The sequence below is a fragment of the Mesorhizobium sp. SARCC-RB16n genome (assembly GCF_008520305.1).
GTDB lineage: Bacteria > Pseudomonadota > Alphaproteobacteria > Rhizobiales > Rhizobiaceae > Mesorhizobium.
In genome coordinates this window covers 52,332-69,547 of sequence record NZ_ML703268.1, presented here as the reverse complement: position 1 = coordinate 69,547, position 17,216 = coordinate 52,332, and the positions used below count along the sequence as shown (strand labels likewise).

Genomic DNA, 17,216 nt, shown 5'->3' with positions numbered 1-17,216 from the left:
AAATGGAGGGTTAATATGGCCCAGATGGAACTCTTGGTGTTCGCCTTTGTCGTCGGGCTGACGGTTTGCGGGCTGACGGGCTCGACAATGGAGCTGGTATCGGGTCGCAAGGTCGCCTTCACCGAGCCCTATGTGTCGCCCTCGCATGTACTGCGCTCGCTGGCTGTCACTGCCGGCGCCGGGCCGTTCATGCTGGTCAACGATGCCCTCGATGCGCGGCGCCAAAACCGCATTTCGACAGTGGCGCTCTTGTCATGCGGCTGCACCGCTATTGCCTGGTCCCTGGCGCTGGGTATCGTCGTGCTCGCCATTGCTTCTTGGGCGGTCCGTCTCCTAGGGTTTCCAGCCTGAGACGATTCGGAGACCGACAATGCCGCTTTATGCGATCGATGGAACGGAGCCCAGCTTCGCCGACGCGGACTCGAACTGGATCGCGCCCGATGCCATGCTGATTGGCGACATCAGGATCGGCCGCAATGCCGGCTTCTGGTTCGGCGTCGTCATCAGGGGCGACAACGAGCCCGTCGCCATCGGCGCCGATACCAATGTGCAGGAACATACTATCATGCACACCGATCCCGGCTTTCCGCTGACCATCGGGCAGGGCTGTACGATCGGCCATCGCGCCATGCTTCATGGCTGCACGATTGGTGACAACAGCCTGATCGGCATGGGCGCCATCGTGCTGAACGGCGCCAGCATCGGCAAGAATTCACTCGTCGGCGCCGGCGCTCTGGTCACCGAAGGCAAGGAGTTTCCGGACAATTCGCTGATCGTCGGTGCGCCGGCCAAGGCGATCAGGGTGCTGGACGACGCTGCGGTCGAGCGGCTGCGGGCCTCGGCCGCGCACTATGTCGCCAACGCCAGGCGCTTCAAGGACGGTTTGAAGAAGATCTGAGGTCTCGGCCAGGACGTGGCTTCGGCCACCGGTTGCGTCTATCGATCCCGGTCGCCGGGCGCGCGCTCGGCAGTGGCTTCTCGCAACAGCGATGCGCCCATCTCGAATCCGGCGATGTCAGCTTCTTCAAGGGCTGTCGTGTAATGATCGACACGAGTCCTCAAAGAAGGGTCCGCGCCTGCGGCGAGAAGCAGGCGGATCGCCTCGGCGTCACGCATGGCCACGCCGTAGTGGAGCGGCGTCCAGTCGTTCACGCCACGCATGTCCGGATCGGCACCGTGATCGACGAGGATGCGGATGATGTCGAGCTTGTCGGCGCGCTCGGTGGACAGCGCCGCGATGATCGATGGAAATCCGGCATGATCCTCGTAGTTCGGGCTCGATCCGGCATCGAGCAGCGCCGCGACGAAGGCAAGCGGGCTCCAGTAGATCGCGTATTCGAGTGGATGCCCAAGACCGAACTCAAACGGCATGCGTTCGTCGAACCAATTCGCGGAGCCGCCCAGGACGGTGCCGAGGGCCTCGAACTCGCCGGCCTTGAAGGCATCGTCAATTGCCTTGAACAGCCTGTGGCGCCCGCATCGATCTTCGGGAATTTCCAGCATTGCCATGATCCAAGAGGCGGAGTTGACGACTGATAGTGCCTCGATCTCCCGCCTGTGGAAATATATATCAGAATGCACTAATGTTTTCCTGGCAACAAAATGGGCCATTACTCCGGAGCGCGTTGCTCAGCAGGTAGCAGTGTTGCAAATCGACGTTAGAGATCGCTGATTATTTTCGCGACGTGAACATGGCAGTCATGCGCGCTAAGTCCCGGAGGTAGCTTGCTTTCATGCCATCCGAGTTTGTCGAGCTAATCGAGAAGCCTGTTCTGCTATTCGCTGCTCTCCTCGCCGGCGTTCTTGCTGGTATGGCCTTGGAGCGTCTCCTATCGAGGAGGCGGAGGCAGGCATGGAGGGAAAGGAATCGCTCGCGCTGGGCGAGAGAGCGCAGTGAAGGCGACATACTTAGCGGCCTGTGGGTCGCCCCCAAGCCTGTTTCCCCGCCACCGAAAGCAACTGATCCGGCAGACCAGTTGCGGATCGTCATGGGGGCAAATTTCACAATTCAACCTCTCCTCAACAGGAGCGAAGTCCGCGTCTTCAAGGAACTCGATCGCATGGTGATCGGCTGCAATCCGGGATGGCAGGTGATGGCCCAAGTTTCGTTGGGCGAAATCCTACGCAGTACAGATGCAGACGCCTATAGTTGCATCAACTCAAAACGCGTCGATCTGCTGCTCGTGGATGAGAACTGCCTACCTCGACACGCACTGGAATACCAAGGCCATGCCCATCATCAGGGTTCGGCCGCCGCGCGTGACGCGGTGAAAAAGGAAGCCTTGCGTCGGGCAGGCGTCAGCTATCACGAGATCGTCGGCGGTCAAACGACGCCTTCCGAACTTAGACGGCTCGTCGAGAAACTCGTGGAGAGGCCTGCATCGACCCAATAGCGTCTTCACGGCTTTTGTAGTGATCTTAGCACCTTCCGCCGGAAATGGCGGAGCCGGCCCGGGGACGGGGCCGGCTCCTTTGACCCGGTCGTTGGGGACGGGGAGGGTGGGGACTCGACCGGGTTTCTCGTTGAACGCGTCGCAACCGTGCAACGCGCCTGACCTTGCTGGCGTCCTCAGCGGACGCTGGCGACCGCGTCGGAACGGCCGTCGTTGATCGTCACCCAAACGCCGGAGTTCTCCGTCGATTGACGCTTGAGATAGGTGTAGTCGGTGTCCGTCCAGGACAGCACCTTGGTTTCCAGATTGTCGAGAATGAACTCGCCGAGGCTGGTGCGCACGGTCAGCACCGCATGGCCGTCGCCGTTCGGCTGGCGCGCAACCGTCATCAACAGATCGCCGGCAGGCACGCCCACATCCATCAGCTCGCGGCGCTTTTCCAGCGCGTAGTCCTCGCAATCGCCAAAGCCGTTGTCCGGATAGGCCCAGTATTCCTCGACACCGTAGTTTTCCATGTCGGTGCGCGGCCTGACGCGGGTGTTGACCGAATTGTTGATGCTGACGAGCGTCGCCCAGAGCTTGCGGGTCAGGTCGACCGGCTCTCCCTTGGGGGTCTTTTCGTTGCATTCGCCCGGGATACGTTGGCAGAATTCATAGTGCCCAACAGGCTGCGTGGTGCGTCCGCCGGTATGCATATAGGCCGGTCCCGCGGCATATGCTGATCCCCAGGCGGAAAGCTGCATCGCCATTGCCATCAGCAACAGCTTGCCCCTCGTTCTTTTCATTATTCAGTCTCCCCGTTCGAGGGAGACATTGCCACATGTGGATTTATTCGACGCAAAAGTGCGAAGTAGATATTAAGTAAAACGCCGGTAGAATAAACATAAAATTTGAATCATTTGAGTATTGAATTGTTTGGATTGCTGGGTTGGTTTCGGCAAATTCGGCCTCGCGGACCATTTCTGTGCGAGACCATATCGACCGCTGCCCTCCCGGAATCAAAAAACCGGCCGCGAGGGCCGGCTTGACGGGCGTGCTTTTCGGCCCGATCAGGCGCGCGGCGTGTTGAATTCGGAATCGAGCGTTTCGGGACGCTGGATGACGGCGAATTCGATGGCGACGCCATCTTCGAAATGCCGGACGATCTGGCCGCGCATCGTGCCGAGCATGACTTGGACGCCGATCGCCGGTTTGACGTCGATCTCGATCGCGGCGCCGGACAGTGACAGATCGATGATCCGGCACTGATACTGACGGCCGTCGGTGAGCTGCAGCACGCTGGTCGGGTTGCGTGGCGAGACGCGCTCGTGGCGGCGGTCTTCCGGCAGGTCGAGCTCGTGCTTGTTGGCGAGCCATGTCAACTGCGCCGCGAGCTTGTCTTTCTTGCGGTCGGACGCAATCACCGTCATTGCGAAGCCGTCCGGCAGCGTCCGTGTCAAGACTCCTTCGATGCGGCCGATATGGTCTATATAGGCGATGACCTTCTCGCCGGGCATGCCGACGCGGTCGGTGCGAAGCGCAACGTTGCCGGGCGACATGTCCATGACCTGGCACGGGTGCTCGGTGCGGTCCTCCAGCATGAAACGTCCGTATATCTTGACCCGGACGCGCTGAAAGTTACGCCTTTCAGCTTGGGACGGCGCGTAATCGACCGCCGCTGACCTCATGACTGCCTACACCCTGTTTGGCATCCCGCGCGTCAATGCGAGGGACTTCATCAAAGAAGTACAACAAAGCGGGTTAACAAAGGGGAAAAACGAGTCCACGGGACTGTGTGATCATCAACTATCTTCGCGCCCGCCGTCGAAGACGACGAGATGGCGGATGCGGCGCGCCCGGCCGAGCGCCGAGATCGTGTCAGGCGCCCCGATCTCGTCGGGAACGAGCGAGGGAACGTCGATCGCCGGGCGGTTATTCAGCAGCTCTTTCTCCGGGTCGATGACGCGGATGGAATCGATCAAGGCGTCCGTGATCGGATCCGCGCCGAGCCAGAACGGCTTCTCAGCGGCGCTGATCACGCCGAGGCAGCGCGGATTTTCAATGCCGCCGTCGAGCGGCAAGGCGAGCAATTCGAACTTGTTGGAGCGGCCGTTACGGCTGAAGCCTTCGAAAATGATCAGCACGACGGATTTCTGGTCGAAAACCCCGTGGATCAGCCGCGAAACCAGCCGCTGATCCTTCTCGCGCCAAAGCGAGGGGAAAGAGAACCCCTTGAGTTCACGGCCGTAGCAGGCGCAGAGCCTGGTGCCGGCCAGACGAAATACGGGCAGCCCACGCGTGTCCCTTTCCAGGATGAAGGTATCGGCCAGAAGCGACTTGATATCGGCCGGCTCGACTTCCGATCGCTTCGGAGCGGAGCGTCCGTCACGCAGGCGGTTCCAATAGTGGAACAGCGTGATCGATCCGTTTTGGTTCATATTAAAAAGCTCCGCGCATTCTGTCGTCTGATGTCCCATCGGTGAACAGAAGGGCGCCCTCCGATGACCTACATGCGTTGGGGAGCAGGAAGCGTGCCAGCGTCGTTAACACTTGTTCACGGGTCGGGGCCGTTAAGGTTAACAACTGGTTTACGTTGCGTGCCGGTGAGCCGTGTGGCACACCAAAACCACTCCAGAAGCGGTTGTTTCGCGACGATCGGCAGCACTTCAGTCAAGAGTTTTAGGGGAGCAAGGGGGCTCGACCGGCCGTTCAAGGGAAACCTTGGACGGCTTCTTTTTTGATTCGCGTCCTTGATTCGGAGCGGGACGATTCGCCGTTTGCGGTTCCATCGGCGGTGATCTAGATGCTGGCCAGACCGAATGAGCCCAAGCCGAACCAGTTCAGACCGAACTAGGCCAAACCGAACTAGCATCGAGTGCGATTGCAGATGAGCGAACCGCAATATCCGTCCGAGCCCGAAACGACCGAGACCATGCCGCCACCGGCGCGCGAGCCGGTGTTCAACCTGCCGCCGATCGTGCTGGCGGTGATCGGCATCTGCGCGATCGTCTATCTGCTGCAGCAATATGTGCTGAACTACGCCCAGCAGATGACGCTGCTGTATGACGGGGCTTTCATTCCCGTCCTTTATACTGGCCAATACGGCTTCGACTGGTTCCTTTTCACCCGGCCTTTCACTTACGCCTTCATGCATGGCGGCTTTGCCCATATCGCCGTCAATATGGTCTGGCTCGCCGCTTTTGGCTCGCCGTTGGCCAATCGTCTCGGCGCGCTCCGGTTCGGGTTGTTCTTTGCCGTCACCGGACTGGCTTCGGTTGCGCTCTTCTGGGCGATGCATCCCTATGGAGAAGCGCCGCTGGTCGGCGCATCGGGCGCCATATCGGGCATGATGGGAGCGGCGGCGCGTTTTGGTTTCCACACCGACCGCTCTGCCGGCAAGGCGGCTTTCGCCGGCCCGGTGCTGCCGGTCGCGATCGTGCTGCGCTCGCGCGGTGTCGTCATCTTCCTGGCCATGTGGATGATCATCAATCTCGCCACCGGCCTTCTCGGCTTCGCGCCGGGCATCGACGGCCAGATCGCCTGGGAGGCCCATATTGGCGGCTTTCTCGCGGGCTTCTTCGGCCTGCGCTGGTTCGACAGGGGATGGCAACCGCCCGAATGGGAGACCTCCGAGCGGGCTTGAAATGCAACCGATCACGGCGCACGATGTTCACTCTTATGTGAAAGCCGGTCAGGGCAGGAACCGGTTGGCAAAATAGAGGAGGACGCCATGACGGTTAAGGCCATTCTCGAGCAAAAAGGCCATGACGTGTTGACGCTCGGGCCGAACGAAAAACTGAGTGAAGCCATCCGAATCCTCGCCGAGCACAGGATCGGCGCGCTGGTCATCACCAATGGCGATCGCAAGATCGTCGGCATCCTGTCGGAGCGCGACATCGTGCGCGTGGTCGCCAGGGAAGGCGGCGCCGCGCTCGATATCCCCGTGCGTTCGGCCATGACGCCGAAGGTGAAGATCTGCAATGAGAACCACACCGTCAACGAAGTGATGGAGATCATGACCAGGGGCCGTTTCCGCCATCTGCCGGTGGAAAAGGACGGCCTGCTGGATGGCATCGTGTCCATCGGCGACGTGGTCAAGCGCCGCATCGAGGACGTCGAGCGCGAGGCCGAGGAAATCCGGGCCTACATCGCCACCGCCTGAGCGGTGACGGGAACCGCCGGCCGAATGCCGGCCGGCGGCGCCAGGCTACCTGTTGTCCAGTTCGGCACGAACGAGCGCGAGCTCGCACCTTGTGATGCGGTAGGCCCGCCCCCGACGACCGTCTAGACGTCCAGAAAACGCCAGGCCGCGGCTTTGCGCTTGTCTCTTTTGGCGGTTTGCACTAGCCAATGACTTTCACGCCAGACGTGAAAGTCACGTCCCAAACGTGAAACTCCCGTCAGAGTCACCGTAGTTCGCAGGCCACCATGAGCATCATCGACACCCGCACGCCCGACGCCAAACGCCTGATATCGGGCGCCACCGGCGATTGGGAAATCATCGTCGGGCTTGAAGTGCATGCGCAAGTGATATCGGAGGCAAAGCTCTTCTCCGGCGCCTCGACCGCATTCGGTGCCGCGCCCAATGCCAATGTCAGCCTGGTCGATGCTGCAATGCCTGGCATGCTGCCTGTCATCAACGAGGAATGCGTCAAGCAGGCGATCCGCACCGGTCTGGGGCTGAAGGCGGCGATCAACCACAAGTCGGTCTTCGACCGGAAGAATTACTTCTATCCGGACCTGCCGCAGGGCTACCAGATCTCGCAGTTCAAACAGCCGATCGTCGGCGAGGGCACGGTGATCGTCTCGGTCGGTCCCGACCGTCAGGGCGAGTTCGAGGACATCGAGGTCGGCATCGAGCGCCTGCACCTGGAGCAGGATGCCGGCAAGTCGATCCACGACCAGCACCCGACCATGTCCTATGTCGACCTCAACCGCTCCGGCGTGGCGCTGATGGAGATCGTATCGAAACCCGACCTGCGCTCCGGCGATGAGGCCAAGGCCTATGTGACCAAGCTGCGTACCATCATGCGCTATCTCGGCACTTGCGACGGCAACATGGATGAAGGCTCGCTGCGCGCCGACGTCAACGTCTCGGTACGCCGGCCAGGTGGCGAATTCGGCACCCGCTGCGAGATCAAGAACATGAACTCGATCCGCTTCATCGGCCAGGCCATCGACTACGAGGCGCGCCGGCAGATCGCGATCCTCGAGGACGGCGGCAAGATCGACCAGGAAACGCGGCTGTTCGACGCCGTCAAGGGCGAGACGCGCTCGATGCGCTCCAAGGAAGAGGCGCACGACTATCGCTATTTCCCCGATCCCGATCTTCTGCCGCTGGAATTCGACCAGGCCTATGTCGATGCCCTGGCCAGGGAATTGCCGGAACTGCCCGATGACAAGAAAGCGCGGCTGATCTCTTCGCTCGGCCTCTCGACCTACGACGCAGCGATCCTGGTGTCGGAAAAGCCGATCGCCGACTATTTCGAGAAGGTGGCGGCCGGGCGCGACGGCAAGCTCGCCGCCAACTGGGTCATCAACGATCTGCTGGGCGCTCTCAACAAGGCCGGCAAGGACATTGAATCCGCTCCGGTTTCGCCCGACCAGCTCGGTGCGGTCATCGACCTGATCAAGGAAGGCACCATTTCCGGCAAGATAGCCAAGGACCTGTTCGAGATCGTCTGGAACGAGGGTGGTGATCCACGCCAGCTGGTCGAAAGCCGTGGCATGAAGCAGGTCACCGACACCGGCGCCATCGAGAAGGCGGTCGACGAGGTGATCGCGGCCAATCCCGACAAGGTCGAGCAGGCACGCGCCAAGCCAACCATGGCCGGCTGGTTCGTCGGACAGGTGATGAAGGCGACCGGCGGCAAGGCCAATCCGCAGGCCGTCAACGATCTCGTCAAGGCCAAGCTGGGTATCGAGTAAGGGCATGTTCGTCCGCACCGCCGGGGATCGCGACCTCGCAGCCGTCCGGGCGTTGCTGGTCGAAACCTGGCATGCCACTTATGACGCGATCTACGGTGCCGAACGGGTCACCGAAATCACCAATGAATGGCATTCCATTGCTTCGTTGAAGGCGAGGCTGACGAAGCCGAACAGCGAGTTCCTCGTTGCCGATGACGGCAAGCGCGTTGGCGGCATGGCCTTTGCCGAAGCCGTCGATGGCGGCGGCGTTGTCATGCTCAGGCAGCTCTATGTGCTTCCCTCGCTGCAGGGCCTAGGCACTGGCGGCATGCTCCTCGACGAAGTCATCGAGAGCTTTCCGGAGGCGCACCGGATTCGGCTCGAAGTGGAAGAGAAGAACAGCCGCGCCGTTGCCTTCTATCAGGCCAATGGCTTCGTCCAGGCCGGCCGCACCGAGAATTGCGGCTCCGCCGGGTCCGCCGTCCCGGCGCTGATCTATGAACGGGTACTTGCTGCCTGAGCACCACGCAGCAAGATCACCTTCGCGCGAGCGCGCGTCCCAGAGTCTGTTTTCGTTTGACGGCCGTAATGTCCGGCACCAAAGCTGCTTGGGCCGACCCGCGCGGAGCCGGAATAACCTGACACGCGCAGGACGGCTTGGGGGGAACCATGCCAAATCTGCCGGAACTGATGACGACGCAGGTGTCGGACGAAACCTTTGGTGGCGTCACCTATCACATAGCGGGCGAACTGGTGCCTGTACTTTCCGTCGACGTGACGCGGATGTCCGTCTATTTCGAGCACCACATCCTGCTGTGGAAGAATTCCACGATAACCATCGGCCTGAAATCGCTGAAGGGTGCGCTGAAGCGCATGATGGCCGGCATGCAGATCTTCGTTACCGAGGCGTCGGGAGCGGGCATCATTGCCTTCAGTCGCGACGGGCCGGGGCACATCGTGCCGATTCACCTGCGGCGAGGCGAGGAGATCCAGGTGCGCGAGCACCAGTTTCTCGCCGCCACCGGCAATGTCGACTACACATTCGAGCGTGTACGCGGCCTGGCGACGATGCTGTTCGGCCAGAGCGGCTTCTTCATCGACCGGTTTCGCGGCGATACCGGCGATGGCATCGTCTGGTTGCACGGCTACGGCAACGTTTTTGAAAAGACGCTCGCTGCGGGCGAAACCATCGACATCGAACCCGGCGGCTGGCTGTTCAAGGATGCCTCGGTCAGGATGGAAACCAAGATCGACCGGCTGTCGAGCGGCTTCTTCGGTGCCAACATGAATTTCATCGTCAACCGCTTCACCGGCCCAGGCAGGGTCGGCATCCAGTCGATGTACCTGCATATGCCGACCGAGGAGTAGGCTCGGGGAGACGCAAGCCAGGATCAGCGCGAACGCAGCGGTTGGCGACAACCCGTGTCAGCAGTTCCAGTTCCCGCTGTGCCTGGCGTCGGCAGCGGCGAGCCTGCAAGCCGTGATCAGGAGTGCGAACGCCGATCAGGCGGCGGGAACTTTCACATTGTCGATCAGCCTGGTCTTTCCCAGCCAGACGGCGGCGAGAACACGGCCCGCTCGGTCGTGCCGCCATGGCGTAAGTGTCAGGCTTTCGCGGGCCTCGACATAGTCGACCTTCTGGAAACCGGTCACAATCAGGGCGCGGCTTGCTTCGGCGATCGTTTCCTCTTGACCTGCGCCCGCCGCCAGCGCCGCTGCAGCCTTGCGCAGGATAAGGTTGAACTGGCGGGCGATCTGGAGTTCGGCTTCATCGAGATAGGCGTTGCGCGACGACATGGCGAGGCCATGCGCGTCGCGTATGGTCGGGGCGCCGATGATTTCGACGGGCAGGTCGAGGTCGCGGCAAAGCTGCCTGACGACGCAAAGCTGCTGATAATCCTTTTCGCCAAAGATGGCGAAGTCGGGAGCAGCCTGCAGGAGAAGCTTGGTCACCACGGTGGCGACGCCGTCGAAAAAGGTGGGGCGAAAGTCCGATTCGAGCCCGGCAGACGGGCCGCCGACCGAGATTTTCGTGGCAAAACCGGTCGGATACATCTCGCTGGCATCAGGCGTGAAGGCAAGATCGGCCTTGGCCGTCGCCAGCATGTCAAGATCGAGGATGAGTTGGCGCGGGTACTTGTCGAGATCCTCGCTCGGCGCGAACTGCGTCGGATTGACGAAGATCGACACCACGCAGCGATCGGCCCGTTCGAGGGCGATCTTGACCAGCGAAAGATGCCCGTCATGCAATGCGCCCATGGTTGGCACCAAGGCGATGCGCAGCCCATCGCGCCGCCAGTCGCGGATTCGCGCCCGAAGCGCGGCAACGCTTTCGACGACGTCGGGTCGGCTCATGCTTCATCCCCGGCATTTGATTTTGAAAAGACGTGGGCACGGCCGGGGAATTCGCGATTCCGTACCTCCGCTGCGTAGCGCTCGGCGGCATGCGCGATCACGCTTCGCAGATCGGCGTATTGCTTGACGAATTTCGGCACGCGGTCGACGGTCAGCCCGACCATGTCGTCGATCACCAGGATCTGGCCGTCGCAATCGCTGCTGGCGCCGATGCCGATGGTCGGTATCGCGATGCGGCGGGTGATCTCTGCGGCGACCGGCTCGATCGTTCCTTCGATGACCAGGGAAAACGCACCGGCCTTCTCGACCGCGAGCGCATCGGCGATCAGGGCGGCCACATTCTCGTCCGTGCGGCCCTTGATCTTGTAGCCGCCATCCTTTTCCACCGATTGCGGCTGCAGGCCGATATGACCCATGACCGGGATCTCGGCGGCCACGATCGCTGCGATCTGAGCGGCCATGCCGACGCCTCCCTCGAGTTTCACCGCCTGGCAGACGGTCTCGCCCACGATGCGCCGCGCCGAGGCCACGGCCTGCTCGGCCGAGTCCTCATAGGTGCCGGCCGGCATGTCGACGACGACGCAGGCCTCGGCCGAGCCCCGCATCACGGCTTGGCCGTGCGCGATCATCATGTCCAGCGAGGCGCCCAGCGTCGTCTGATGGCCATGCAGGACCATGGCGACGCTGTCGCCGACCAGGAGCAAGTCGACATGAGGATCGAGCAGACGGGCGATCGGGTAGGTGTAGGCGGTGAGGCAGACGATCGGGAGACCGCCCTTGCGGCGGCGAATGGCATCGGCACTGACCCGGATATCGGTGGTCGGCAATTTCGTGGCCAATCGTCACCTCCTCGGCCAACGGCTGGCCTGACATCCATATGGGCACGGGCAGAGCTTTAGAAAGACTGGAACCACTTGGCAACCTTGCCGTCCGCGTCGACGGCATCACGGCTTTTGTCAGGTGCCGCGCGCGCCATTTGCGCACTCTGCGTGGCAAAACCCTTGCCTTCCCGAAGACCTGACGCCATAAGCAGGAAACAGGCGCCGCCAGCGCGAGGGTTCTGAGATGAAGACTTTCCTGACGCAGTTTTTCACCTGGTGGAACAGCCAGACGCTGGGAACGCGCCTGCACACCTGGCGGTATGGCAAGAAGGTCGGCCAGGACGAGGTCGGCAATGTCTATTACGAGGGCGGTATCGATTCGGAAGGCCGCACGCGCCGCTGGGTCATCTACCGCAACTATTCGGAAGCGTCGGCCATCCCGCCGGGCTGGCACGGCTGGATTCACCACCGTGTCGACATTGCGCCGCCCAGTGACGAGTACAAGCCGCGCGACTGGCAGAAGCCGCACCTACCCAATCTGACCGGCACGCCCGCGGCCTATCGCCCGAAGGGCTCGGTGCTGACCAATCAGCATCGCCCGCAGGTCACCGGCGACTACGACGCCTGGACGCCGGGGTCGTAACGGCGCGGGTTGTAACGGTAAGGTGCCGGCCGGTCCTTTATCGCCACAATTGGTGTTTAGCTGCTTGCTGATCAGAAAACGGCGACTAGCCTTGGCGATCGACGGAATCACCTGGGCGCGAACCACCACCGGTACCCCTGCATGAGCTTTTTCAACCTGATATCGACGGGCGGTCTGACGCTAGCCGCCAGCCTCGCCGTCAGCACCGCCACCTTTGCGGCTTCGCCCGCACCCGCCGCCCCGCCGCCAGCGCCGGCGGGGCCTGCGGGATCGGATCGCATCACCAACCCGGTCGCCGAGTTCGCCGGCATCGACAAGATCACCGGCCGCATCATCACCTTCGATGTCTATATCGACGAGACAGTGCAGTTCGGCGCCCTGCAAGTGACGCCACGCGTCTGCTATTCCCGGCCGCAGAACGAAGAGCCGAAGACCGATTCTTTCGTCGAGGTCGACGAGATCACGCTCGACCGCAAGATCCGCCGCATCTTTACCGGTTGGATGTTTGCCGAAAGCCCTGGTCTCAATGCCGTCGAGCACGCCGTCTATGACGTCTGGCTGAAGGAATGCAAGCAGAAGTCGGATGTGCCGGCGCCCGATGCTGGCAAGAGTGGCGCGACCAAGGCCGACGCTTCGAACCCTGCCCAGACCAAGCCGGCCAAGCCGAAAGCCGCAACCAGCCCGGACGTGGAACAGCCCGACCCCACGGAACCGGACGTCACCGGCACCAACTGATCCTTTGGAACCGTCGTAGTAATCGCGCGTTGGGCGACTGACGAGAGCGTGTCGATGCGTCTGGAGGATATTTCGATGTCGGACAGCAAACGGATCACAGCCAGCAAGAAAGAGCTTCTCGAACTCGAAAAAGGGTTCTGGACAGGCGATGCGGCCTACTATGCGGCGAATGCCGATGCGGAGTGCCTGGTGGCGTTTCCGCAAATGGCCAAGGCGATGGACAATGCCGATCTGGCCAAGACCGCAACCAAACCCAACCGATGGCGCGACCTGGACATCGAGCTCAAGGGAATAATCGAGCCGGGCAGCGATATCATCATGCTGACCTACGAGGCGCACGCGACCCGGGAGAATGGCGAACCCTACGCGGCGCTGGTCAGCACCGGCTATGTTCATCGCGTCAATGGCTGGAAGATGATGTTCCATGCGCAGACGCCGATCGAGGCGCCCAAGTAGGCCTGATCCCTACGGAAAAAATACCGCTTCGCCCTTCAGCGCGTCGGCCAGCATCTTCTCATACTTGCCGCGCGGCACGTCGACCGCGCCGAAGCGCTTGAGGTGCTCGGTGGTGAACTGCGTGTCGAGGAGCGCGAAGCCGCGTGCCTTCAAGCGTCCGACGAGATGGACGAGGCAGATCTTCGACGCGTCCGTCTCTTTGGAAAACATGCTTTCCCCGAAAAACACCCGTCCGAGCGAGACCCCATAGAGCCCGCCGACCAGACGCCCCTCGCGCCAGGCCTCGACCGAATGGCAATGACCCATGCGGTGCAGTTGCACATATGCTTCGCGGATCGGCGCATTGATCCAGGTTGACCGGCGCTCTTCGCGCTTTTCGGCGCAGCCGTCGATCGTCGCCTCGAAATCGAAGTCGAAGCGGATGTCAAACAGATGCCTGCGGATCGTCTTCTTCAGGCTTTTGGGGGTGTGGAAACCGTCGAGTGGAATGATGCCGCGCGTCTCCGGCCGCACCCAGAACACCTCCGGGTCACCAGCACTTTCGGCCATCGGGAAGACGCCCGAGGCGTATGCCTTGAGCAGAAGGTCGGTGGGGATGCGATAGCCTGGCGCGTAGGGACGGGTCATCGCTTCATCATAGCGGCAAGTTGGGCTATTCGCTCTGGGCCAGATATTTTTCCAGCCAGTGGATATCGTAGTCGCCATTGGCGATGTCGGCATTGCCGACGAGATCGCGAAACAGCGGCAACGTCGTCTTGATCCCGTCGACGACGAATTCGTCGAGCGCCCGGCGCAGCCGCATCATGCATTCGACGCGGTTGCGTCCATGCACGATCAGCTTGCCGATCAGGCTGTCATAGTAGGGCGGGATCTTGTAGCCGGAGTAGACACCGGAATCGACGCGGATGCCGAGGCCGCCGGGCGTGTGGAAATGCGTAATCGTGCCGGGCGAGGGGGTGAAGGTGCGCGGATCCTCGGCATTGATGCGGCATTCGATGGCGTGGCCAGTGAATTTGATATCTTCCTGTTTGACCGAAAGGCCGCCGCCGGAAGCGACGCGAATCTGCTCGTGCACCAGATCGATGCCGGTGATCGCTTCCGTCACCGGATGCTCGACCTGGAGACGCGTGTTCATCTCGATGAAATAGAACTCGCCATTCTCGTACAGGAACTCGATCGTTCCGGCGCCCGAATAGCCGAGATCGGCAATCGCCTTGGCGCAGATGCCGCCGATGCGTGACCGTTCCTCGGCGTTGAGCGCCGGCGAATTGGCCTCTTCCCAGACTTTCTGGTGGCGCCGCTGCAGCGAGCAGTCGCGCTCGCCGAAATGCACGCCGCCGCCAAAACCGTCGCCGAACACCTGCACCTCGATGTGGCGCGGCTTCTCCAGGTATTTCTCGATGTAGACCGCGTCGTCGCCGAAAGCCGCGCCCGCTTCCGAGCGTGCCGTCTGCAGGGCGATTTCGAGGTCTGCTTCGGTATGCGCCACCTTCATGCCGCGTCCGCCGCCGCCAGCCGACGCCTTGATGATGACGGGATAGCCGATCTCGGCGGCGATCCGCCCGGCTTCCTTTTCCTCGGTCACCGCTCCGTCGGAGCCAGGCACCACCGGAATGCCGAGGCGTTTTGCCGTGCGCTTGGCCTCGATCTTGTCGCCCATGATGCGGATGTGGTCGCCGGACGGACCGATGAAGGTGATGTTGTGCGCCGCAAGGATGTCGGCGAACTTGGCGTTCTCCGACAGGAAGCCGTAGCCCGGATGCACGGCGTCGGCGCCGGTGATCTCGCAGGCGGCGACGATCTGGTGGATGTTGAGGTAGCTGTCGCGCGACGGCGGCGGCCCGATGCACACGCTTTCGTCGGCCAGCCGCACATGCATGGCGTCAGCATCGGCGGTCGAATGCACCACCACCGTCTGGATGCCGAGTTCCTTGCAGGCACGCAGCACCCGAAGCGCGATTTCGCCGCGATTGGCGATGAGGATCTTCTGGAACATTCGGGCCCGCTCTACTCGATCACGACGAGCGGCATGCCGTATTCGACCGGCGTCGCGTCCTCGAACAGGATCGCCGTCACTGTGCCGGCGCGCGGCGAGGGAATCTGGTTCATCGTCTTCATCGCTTCGATGATCAACAGCGTCTGTCCTTCCTTGACCTTCTGGCCGATCTCGATGAAGGGCTTGGCGTCCGGCGACGGCGCCAGGTAGGCGGTGCCGACCATGGGCGAAGGGACGGCGTTCTTGGACACGTCGACCGCCGCCGGGGCAGCCGCGGCGACAGATTGGGCGGCGGCGGCCGGCGCATAGGCCGATTGCGGTGCGGCGATCGCATGGACGGTGGGCGCCTGCCGCGACACCCGCACCTTCAGGTCGCCGAGTTCAACCTCGATCTCGGTCAGGTTGGTGTCGTTCAGTATGCCCGCCAGATCGCGGATCAGTTGCTGGTCAACACCGGTCTTCTTTATCGACATTTTCGAGCCTTCTGTTTGTTGGCCGGTCATAGGCGTGCGGCCAGCGCCTGCAGCGCCAGCGTGTAGCCGAGCGGCCCAAAGCCACAGATCATGCCGACAGCGACCGGCGCGACCATGGAGACGTGGCGGAACGGTTCCCGCGCGTGGATGTTGGAAAGATGAACTTCGGCGACCGGCAGCGGCGCGATTGAGCGGATGGCGTCGTGGATGGCGATCGAGGTATGGCTGTAGGCGCCTGGATTGATTACGATGCCGGCTGCTTTGTCGCCGGCTTCCTGGATCCAGTCGACAAGATCGCCTTCATGGTTCGACTGGCGAAAATCGATCTCGATCCCAAGCGATTTGCCTGCCTGCTTGCAGTCGTCGGCGATTGCCGCGAGCGTCTTGCCGCCATAGATGCCCGGCTCGCGCTTGCCGAGCGCGTTGAGATTGGGACCGTTCAGGACGAAAACCGTTTTCAAGAAAGCCGACCTTTTCCGGCGCCGGCGTCAAGCCGGCGCGCTGGGCCTCTATACCGGGCATAGTCGCTCGCGGAAAGAGCGCAAGTACGTTCTTTCACTGTCCACAACAGGCCGAAATGCGCCCGTGAAGAAAACCGCCCGCCGGTCAAAGCGCGGCTTTCACCGCCTCGATCTTTTCGGCAAGCACTTCCTGCCCGAGCGCCCCGAACACGACCTCGTTGCCGACGACGTAGGAAGGGGTTCCGGTGATCTGCAGCTTGTTGGCAAGATCGTAAGTCTTGGAGAAGGCCTCGGGGATCGACGGGTCCTTCATCTTCTCGCGCAGCGTCGCCTCGTCGGCGCCGAGCGAAAGCGCGATCTTGATCGCCATTGCCTCGGTGGCGCGCCCCTGGCCGCCGAGCAGCGCATTGTGGAATTCGCCGTACTTCTCCGGCATCATCAGGTGGAACGCCATCGAAACGACGCTGGCCTTCTGCGAATCCGGGCCGAGGATCGGGAATTCCTTGAGCACGAAACGCAGATCCGGATCGGACTTGGTCAGGGCCCGCATGTCCTCGATGGCGCGTTTGCAGAAGCCGCAATTGTAGTCGTAGAACTCGACGATCGTGACTTTGCCCTTCGGATTGCCGACGACGCCGTCGAAGGTGGAGTTGAAGATCTGATCCTTGGCGTTCTTGATGACACCGAGTGCCGCGAGGCGCTGTTCCTCCTTCTGCTTGGCCTCGAGGGCATCCTGCACTTCGAGCAGCACTTCCGGATTCTTCAGGAGATAGTCGCGGATGATTCCCTCGACCTCGGTGCGGTCGATTTTGGTATCGGCCACGGCCGTCTGGACAGGCCGAGCCGTCTGGACAGGCTGTGCCGTACCGGCCTTCGCAACCTGCGGACTACCGGCCACGAAACCGAAAGCCAGCATGGCAAGGGCGACCGCAACCCCCGTGGTGCCCAGCAGCAGTGCCTTTTTCATCGTTCTCGTTCCTTCTGCCTGTTTTCCGGT

Annotated in this window: 22 protein-coding genes; 11 read left to right on the top strand and 11 right to left on the bottom strand. The window is 61.9% G+C overall.

Features of this window, described 5'->3' with window-relative positions:
* Positions 1 to 15 precede the first annotated feature (15 nt).
* Positions 16 to 351 (top strand): DUF6949 family protein, encoded by a 336-nt coding sequence (locus tag C7I87_RS15275; protein ID WP_149904991.1) that lies wholly within the window; start codon positions 16 to 18, stop codon positions 349 to 351.
* Positions 352 to 370: 19 nt separating this feature from the next.
* Positions 371 to 898: a gamma carbonic anhydrase family protein gene (locus tag C7I87_RS15270; protein ID WP_149904990.1), complete on the top strand. Its 528-nt coding sequence runs from the start codon at positions 371 to 373 to the stop codon at positions 896 to 898.
* 38 nt (positions 899 to 936) lie between these two features.
* On the opposite strand, the gene C7I87_RS15265 is transcribed toward C7I87_RS15270, so the two are convergent.
* Positions 937 to 1,611: an ankyrin repeat domain-containing protein gene (locus tag C7I87_RS15265; protein ID WP_246696288.1), complete on the bottom strand. Its 675-nt coding sequence runs from the start codon at positions 1,609 to 1,611 to the stop codon at positions 937 to 939.
* Between the two features lie 122 nt (positions 1,612 to 1,733).
* On the opposite strand from C7I87_RS15265, the gene C7I87_RS15260 reads away from it, so the two are divergent.
* Positions 1,734 to 2,393, top strand: coding sequence for a DUF2726 domain-containing protein (locus tag C7I87_RS15260; protein WP_149904989.1), 660 nt, complete (start codon positions 1,734 to 1,736; stop codon positions 2,391 to 2,393).
* Between the two features lie 176 nt (positions 2,394 to 2,569).
* Here the strand turns inward: C7I87_RS15260 and C7I87_RS15255 are convergent, their stop codons facing one another.
* The 3 genes from C7I87_RS15255 to C7I87_RS15245 form a co-directional block, all read right to left on the bottom strand.
* Positions 2,570 to 3,178, bottom strand: a complete 609-nt coding sequence (locus tag C7I87_RS15255; RefSeq protein WP_149904988.1) for a transglutaminase-like cysteine peptidase — start codon at positions 3,176 to 3,178, stop codon at positions 2,570 to 2,572.
* A gap of 264 nt (positions 3,179 to 3,442) precedes the next feature.
* On the bottom strand, positions 3,443 to 4,060 hold the full coding sequence (locus C7I87_RS15250) for a PilZ domain-containing protein (RefSeq protein WP_149904987.1): 618 nt from the start codon (positions 4,058 to 4,060) through the stop codon (positions 3,443 to 3,445).
* Positions 4,061 to 4,174: 114 nt separating this feature from the next.
* A complete protein-coding gene (locus C7I87_RS15245) occupies positions 4,175 to 4,810 on the bottom strand; it encodes a PAS domain-containing protein (RefSeq protein WP_149904986.1) in 636 nt (211 codons plus the stop codon).
* 449 nt (positions 4,811 to 5,259) lie between these two features.
* On the opposite strand from C7I87_RS15245, the gene C7I87_RS15240 reads away from it, so the two are divergent.
* The 5 genes from C7I87_RS15240 (at position 5,260) to C7I87_RS15220 (ending at position 9,647) form a co-directional block, all read left to right on the top strand.
* Positions 5,260 to 6,015 (top strand): rhomboid family intramembrane serine protease, encoded by a 756-nt coding sequence (locus tag C7I87_RS15240; RefSeq protein ID WP_149904985.1) that lies wholly within the window; start codon positions 5,260 to 5,262, stop codon positions 6,013 to 6,015.
* Positions 6,016 to 6,102: 87 nt separating this feature from the next.
* Positions 6,103 to 6,534 (top strand): CBS domain-containing protein, encoded by a 432-nt coding sequence (locus tag C7I87_RS15235; protein WP_149904984.1) that lies wholly within the window; start codon positions 6,103 to 6,105, stop codon positions 6,532 to 6,534.
* Positions 6,535 to 6,800: 266 nt separating this feature from the next.
* Entirely contained in the window at positions 6,801 to 8,300 is a 1,500-nt protein-coding gene (gene gatB / locus C7I87_RS15230) for an Asp-tRNA(Asn)/Glu-tRNA(Gln) amidotransferase subunit GatB (RefSeq protein WP_149904983.1), read from the top strand.
* A 4-nt stretch (positions 8,301 to 8,304) separates the two neighbouring features.
* Positions 8,305 to 8,799, top strand: coding sequence for a GNAT family N-acetyltransferase (locus tag C7I87_RS15225; RefSeq protein WP_149904982.1), 495 nt, complete (start codon positions 8,305 to 8,307; stop codon positions 8,797 to 8,799).
* A gap of 149 nt (positions 8,800 to 8,948) precedes the next feature.
* Positions 8,949 to 9,647, top strand: a complete 699-nt coding sequence (locus C7I87_RS15220; protein WP_149904981.1) for an AIM24 family protein — start codon at positions 8,949 to 8,951, stop codon at positions 9,645 to 9,647.
* A gap of 135 nt (positions 9,648 to 9,782) precedes the next feature.
* Here C7I87_RS15220 and panC read toward each other — a convergent pair whose 3' ends face one another.
* Together panC and panB are read right to left on the bottom strand one after the other, a co-directional pair.
* Positions 9,783 to 10,634 (bottom strand): pantoate--beta-alanine ligase, encoded by an 852-nt coding sequence (gene panC, locus C7I87_RS15215; protein ID WP_149904980.1) that lies wholly within the window; start codon positions 10,632 to 10,634, stop codon positions 9,783 to 9,785.
* The gene (gene panB / locus C7I87_RS15210; protein ID WP_149904979.1) at positions 10,631 to 11,473 is read right to left on the bottom strand and encodes a 3-methyl-2-oxobutanoate hydroxymethyltransferase; all 843 of its coding nucleotides are present in this window, start codon (positions 11,471 to 11,473) and stop codon (positions 10,631 to 10,633) included. Before panB ends, panC begins: the two co-directional genes overlap by 4 nt.
* A 226-nt stretch (positions 11,474 to 11,699) precedes the next feature.
* On the opposite strand from panB, the gene C7I87_RS15205 reads away from it, so the two are divergent.
* From C7I87_RS15205 to C7I87_RS15195, 3 genes are all read left to right on the top strand, one after another.
* Positions 11,700 to 12,098 (top strand): NADH:ubiquinone oxidoreductase subunit NDUFA12, encoded by a 399-nt coding sequence (locus C7I87_RS15205; protein ID WP_149904978.1) that lies wholly within the window; start codon positions 11,700 to 11,702, stop codon positions 12,096 to 12,098.
* A 141-nt stretch (positions 12,099 to 12,239) separates the two neighbouring features.
* A complete protein-coding gene (locus C7I87_RS15200) occupies positions 12,240 to 12,833 on the top strand; it encodes a DUF2155 domain-containing protein (protein WP_149904977.1) in 594 nt (197 codons plus the stop codon).
* 75 nt (positions 12,834 to 12,908) lie between these two features.
* Positions 12,909 to 13,289, top strand: a complete 381-nt coding sequence (locus tag C7I87_RS15195; protein WP_149904976.1) for a hypothetical protein — start codon at positions 12,909 to 12,911, stop codon at positions 13,287 to 13,289.
* 9 nt (positions 13,290 to 13,298) lie between these two features.
* Here C7I87_RS15195 and aat read toward each other — a convergent pair whose 3' ends face one another.
* The 5 genes from aat to C7I87_RS15170 all read right to left on the bottom strand — a co-directional run bounded on the left by aat (position 13,299) and on the right by C7I87_RS15170 (position 17,186).
* Positions 13,299 to 13,916, bottom strand: a complete 618-nt coding sequence (gene aat / locus C7I87_RS15190; protein WP_149904975.1) for a leucyl/phenylalanyl-tRNA--protein transferase — start codon at positions 13,914 to 13,916, stop codon at positions 13,299 to 13,301.
* A 25-nt stretch (positions 13,917 to 13,941) separates the two neighbouring features.
* On the bottom strand, positions 13,942 to 15,285 hold the full coding sequence (gene accC / locus C7I87_RS15185; RefSeq protein WP_149904974.1) for an acetyl-CoA carboxylase biotin carboxylase subunit: 1,344 nt from the start codon (positions 15,283 to 15,285) through the stop codon (positions 13,942 to 13,944).
* Between the two features lie 11 nt (positions 15,286 to 15,296).
* A complete protein-coding gene (gene accB / locus C7I87_RS15180; protein WP_149904973.1) occupies positions 15,297 to 15,758 on the bottom strand; it encodes an acetyl-CoA carboxylase biotin carboxyl carrier protein in 462 nt (153 codons plus the stop codon).
* Positions 15,759 to 15,784: 26 nt separating this feature from the next.
* Complete coding sequence (gene aroQ / locus C7I87_RS15175) at positions 15,785 to 16,219, bottom strand: type II 3-dehydroquinate dehydratase (RefSeq protein WP_027146847.1); 435 nt, start codon at positions 16,217 to 16,219, stop codon at positions 15,785 to 15,787.
* Positions 16,220 to 16,364: 145 nt separating this feature from the next.
* Positions 16,365 to 17,186: a DsbA family protein gene (locus C7I87_RS15170; protein ID WP_149904972.1), complete on the bottom strand. Its 822-nt coding sequence runs from the start codon at positions 17,184 to 17,186 to the stop codon at positions 16,365 to 16,367.
* Positions 17,187 to 17,216: the final 30 nt, after the last annotated feature.

Bases quoted from the DNA above. Each gene is read 5' to 3' on its own strand.
- C7I87_RS15275 (WP_149904991.1), top strand. From the start codon at position 16: ATGGCCCAGATGGAACTCTTGGTGTTCGCCTTTGTCGTCGGGCTGACG.
- C7I87_RS15270 (WP_149904990.1), top strand. From the start codon at position 371: ATGCCGCTTTATGCGATCGATGGAACGGAGCCCAGCTTCGCCGACGCG.
- C7I87_RS15265 (WP_246696288.1), bottom strand. From the start codon at position 1,611: ATGGCCCATTTTGTTGCCAGGAAAACATTAGTGCATTCTGATATATAT.
- C7I87_RS15260 (WP_149904989.1), top strand. From the start codon at position 1,734: ATGCCATCCGAGTTTGTCGAGCTAATCGAGAAGCCTGTTCTGCTATTC.
- C7I87_RS15255 (WP_149904988.1), bottom strand. From the start codon at position 3,178: ATGAAAAGAACGAGGGGCAAGCTGTTGCTGATGGCAATGGCGATGCAG.
- C7I87_RS15250 (WP_149904987.1), bottom strand. From the start codon at position 4,060: ATGAGGTCAGCGGCGGTCGATTACGCGCCGTCCCAAGCTGAAAGGCGT.
- C7I87_RS15245 (WP_149904986.1), bottom strand. From the start codon at position 4,810: ATGAACCAAAACGGATCGATCACGCTGTTCCACTATTGGAACCGCCTG.
- C7I87_RS15240 (WP_149904985.1), top strand. From the start codon at position 5,260: ATGAGCGAACCGCAATATCCGTCCGAGCCCGAAACGACCGAGACCATG.
- C7I87_RS15235 (WP_149904984.1), top strand. From the start codon at position 6,103: ATGACGGTTAAGGCCATTCTCGAGCAAAAAGGCCATGACGTGTTGACG.
- gatB (WP_149904983.1), top strand. From the start codon at position 6,801: ATGAGCATCATCGACACCCGCACGCCCGACGCCAAACGCCTGATATCG.
- C7I87_RS15225 (WP_149904982.1), top strand. From the start codon at position 8,305: ATGTTCGTCCGCACCGCCGGGGATCGCGACCTCGCAGCCGTCCGGGCG.
- C7I87_RS15220 (WP_149904981.1), top strand. From the start codon at position 8,949: ATGCCAAATCTGCCGGAACTGATGACGACGCAGGTGTCGGACGAAACC.
- panC (WP_149904980.1), bottom strand. From the start codon at position 10,634: ATGAGCCGACCCGACGTCGTCGAAAGCGTTGCCGCGCTTCGGGCGCGA.
- C7I87_RS15205 (WP_149904978.1), top strand. From the start codon at position 11,700: ATGAAGACTTTCCTGACGCAGTTTTTCACCTGGTGGAACAGCCAGACG.
- C7I87_RS15200 (WP_149904977.1), top strand. From the start codon at position 12,240: ATGAGCTTTTTCAACCTGATATCGACGGGCGGTCTGACGCTAGCCGCC.
- C7I87_RS15195 (WP_149904976.1), top strand. From the start codon at position 12,909: ATGTCGGACAGCAAACGGATCACAGCCAGCAAGAAAGAGCTTCTCGAA.
- aat (WP_149904975.1), bottom strand. From the start codon at position 13,916: ATGACCCGTCCCTACGCGCCAGGCTATCGCATCCCCACCGACCTTCTG.
- accC (WP_149904974.1), bottom strand. From the start codon at position 15,285: ATGTTCCAGAAGATCCTCATCGCCAATCGCGGCGAAATCGCGCTTCGG.
- accB (WP_149904973.1), bottom strand. From the start codon at position 15,758: ATGTCGATAAAGAAGACCGGTGTTGACCAGCAACTGATCCGCGATCTG.
- C7I87_RS15170 (WP_149904972.1), bottom strand. From the start codon at position 17,186: ATGAAAAAGGCACTGCTGCTGGGCACCACGGGGGTTGCGGTCGCCCTT.